Annotated in this window: 4 protein-coding genes; all 4 read left to right on the plus strand. The window is 62.8% G+C overall.

Going from position 1 to position 2,441, the window contains the following annotated elements:
- A partial coding sequence (locus tag R3280_RS16680) for an ABC transporter permease (protein WP_318999733.1) occupies positions 1–273 on the plus strand: 273 nt, incomplete at its 5' end.
- A gap of 64 nt (positions 274–337) precedes the next feature.
- The gene (locus tag R3280_RS16685; RefSeq protein ID WP_318999734.1) at positions 338–1,240 is read left to right on the plus strand and encodes an ABC transporter ATP-binding protein; all 903 of its coding nucleotides are present in this window, start codon (positions 338–340) and stop codon (positions 1,238–1,240) included.
- A 41-nt stretch (positions 1,241–1,281) separates the two neighbouring features.
- Positions 1,282–1,722, plus strand: coding sequence for a cyanase (cynS, locus tag R3280_RS16690; RefSeq protein WP_413468801.1), 441 nt, complete (start codon positions 1,282–1,284; stop codon positions 1,720–1,722).
- 296 nt (positions 1,723–2,018) lie between these two features.
- The coding region (locus R3280_RS16695; RefSeq protein ID WP_318999736.1) for a hypothetical protein at positions 2,019–2,441 on the plus strand (423 nt) is incomplete at its 3' end.

A 2,441-nucleotide genomic window follows, 5' to 3' on the forward strand; every position in this document is an offset into this window, starting at 1 on the left:
AGCCAGTTGCGCACCGCCCTGACGGTGATCCTGCCGGCGGCGGCGCCCACCATCCTTACCGGCATGCGGATCTCCATCGGCATCGCCTGGCTGGTGATCGTGGCCGCCGAGATGCTCGTGGGTGGCACCGGCATTGGCTACTACGTCTGGAACGAGTGGAACAACCTCGACCTGGCCAGTGTGATCTTCTCGATCCTGATGATCGGCGTTGTGGGCATGCTGCTGGACATGGCCCTGGGCCGGGCCCAGCGCATGGCCGAGTACCAGGAGTAGGGCGCACCGTGAACCTGTACACCCATTCGCAAAACCGGCCGGCACCGGCCGGAGGAGTCAAGCCATGAGCAAGCCATTTCTTGAAGTCGACAAGCTGGCCAAGCGTTTTCCGGACGGCGACGGTGACGAGCTGACGGTATTCGAGGACATCCACTTCAGCCTCCAGAAAGGCGAGTTCGTCTGCATCATCGGCCACTCCGGCTGCGGCAAGTCCACCATTCTCAACGTACTGGCGGGGCTGGACGAGGCCTCCGACGGCAACGTGGTGATGAACGGCAAGGAAGTGCGGGGCCCCAGCCTGGACCGGGGCGTAGTGTTCCAGAACTACAGCCTGCTGCCCTGGAAGACCGCGTTGGCCAACATTGTCTTCGCCGTCCGGGCGCGCTGGTCGAAGTGGAGCAAGGACAGGATCCTCGAGCACAGCCGCCATTATCTTTCCATGGTGGGGCTGGACCAGGCCATGAACCGCAAGCCGGCGGCCCTGTCCGGCGGCATGCGCCAGCGGGTGAGTATCGCCCGGGCGTTCGCCACCCAGCCCGACCTGCTGCTGATGGACGAGCCCTTCGGTGCCCTGGACGCGCTCACCCGTGGCGTTATCCAGGACGAGCTGGTGAAGATCTGGGAGGAGACCCACCAGACCGTGTTCATGATCACCCACGATGTGGATGAGGCCATCCTGCTGTCGGACCGCATTTTTCTGATGTCCAACGGGCCCCAGGCCCGTATCGCCGAAAGCGTCAAGGTCAACATTGAGCGGCCCCGGGCGCGGGCCACCATTTTCCAGGATCCGGCCTACTACCAGGTCCGCAATTACCTGGTGGATTTCCTGGTCAACCGCAGCCAGGGCGCCATGCCCGGAACGGATGGCCGGCCCCGGGAGGTCGACCCCACCGGGCTTGAACAGACCGAGGCCCAGGTGGCTGAGCTGGAGCAGCAGACCCGCGCCGCCCGGGCTGTCCACGCCTGATCAGCAGTACCTCTAACCAAAACCGCGAGGAAACAACGATGATGACCAAAGAACTGATGACCGCCAAGATCCTGGAAGCCAAGGCCACCAAGGGTGTGAGCTGGGAGGCCCTGGCCAAGGCCGTGGGTATGTCCCCGGTGTGGACCACCTCCGCCTGCCTGGGCATGAACAGCATGCCGGAGGACAAGGCCTTCAGCGTCTGCGAGACCCTGGGTCTGGACCGGGAGGTGGCCACCGCCCTGCAGGCCTGCCCCCACAAGAGCTGGGACCAGGCGGTGCCGCAGGACCCGCTGATCTACCGCCTGTACGAGATCGTCGGCGTCTACGGCGACACCCTCAAGGAGTTGATCCACGAGGAGTTCGGTGACGGCATCATGAGTGCCATCGACTTCAGCATGCACGTGGCCCGGGAGGAGAACCCCAAGGGCGACCGGGTGGTGGTCACCATGAACGGCAAATTCCTGCCCTACAAGGCCTGGTAACACCCCCGCTCTGGCCCCGCCGGTGACTGCCGGCAGGGCCAGAGTGCACTCCCGCCCCCGCTTTCGACCCTTCCGGGTGTCCCTCCAGCGTCAAACCCGCCATACGCTATTACCTTTTGATGTAAGAAAAATCCTGTTATTGCAAGACGGTCTGACAGCCCCCTCATAAAATGATCTGTAGCCCATATGGTTAGAGTAAGTAATGGTATGAATTGGAAATAATCCGGTTTTGACCCGGCCCCGGTTAGTCGCGACCGGCACGTGGTCGACGGTTCGAAGCGAAAAAGGAGTATGCGATGAGACGGCTGTTCTACCTGGTTTCCAGCATCGACAGCGCAGAGGACATCTCCCGGGATCTGCACGAGGAAGGTGTCACCGACTGGCGCTTCCATGTGGTCAGCAAGAACGAGGCAGGGCTCTACCAGCACAACCTCCACACCGCCAATGTGCTGGACCGTACCGACCTGGTCCGCTATGTGGAACGGGGGATGATGGTGGGGCTGGCCGTTGTCGCGCTCCTGCTGGTGCCGCTGATGCTGCTGTCCGATTTCGGCATTCCCACCTCCGCCTGGGTGGCGCTGGCGGTATTCCTGGTGGTCGCCGCAGGCTGGCTCGCCGGTTTCGGTGGTATCCAGGCGGAGAACTACCGGATCCAGAGCTTCCACGACGATATCGAAGCCGGCAAGCACCTGATCATGGTGGACTCGCCCAAGAAGCAC

This window comes from Marinobacter sp., from assembly GCF_033722195.1.
In the GTDB taxonomy this organism is placed as follows: Bacteria; Pseudomonadota; Gammaproteobacteria; order Pseudomonadales; family Oleiphilaceae; genus Marinobacter.

Coding starts and splice junctions, on each gene's coding strand:
- cynS (WP_413468801.1), top strand. CDS start 1,282: ATGACCAAAGAACTGATGACCGCCAAGATCCTGGAAGCCAAGGCCACC.
- R3280_RS16685 (WP_318999734.1), top strand. CDS start 338: ATGAGCAAGCCATTTCTTGAAGTCGACAAGCTGGCCAAGCGTTTTCCG.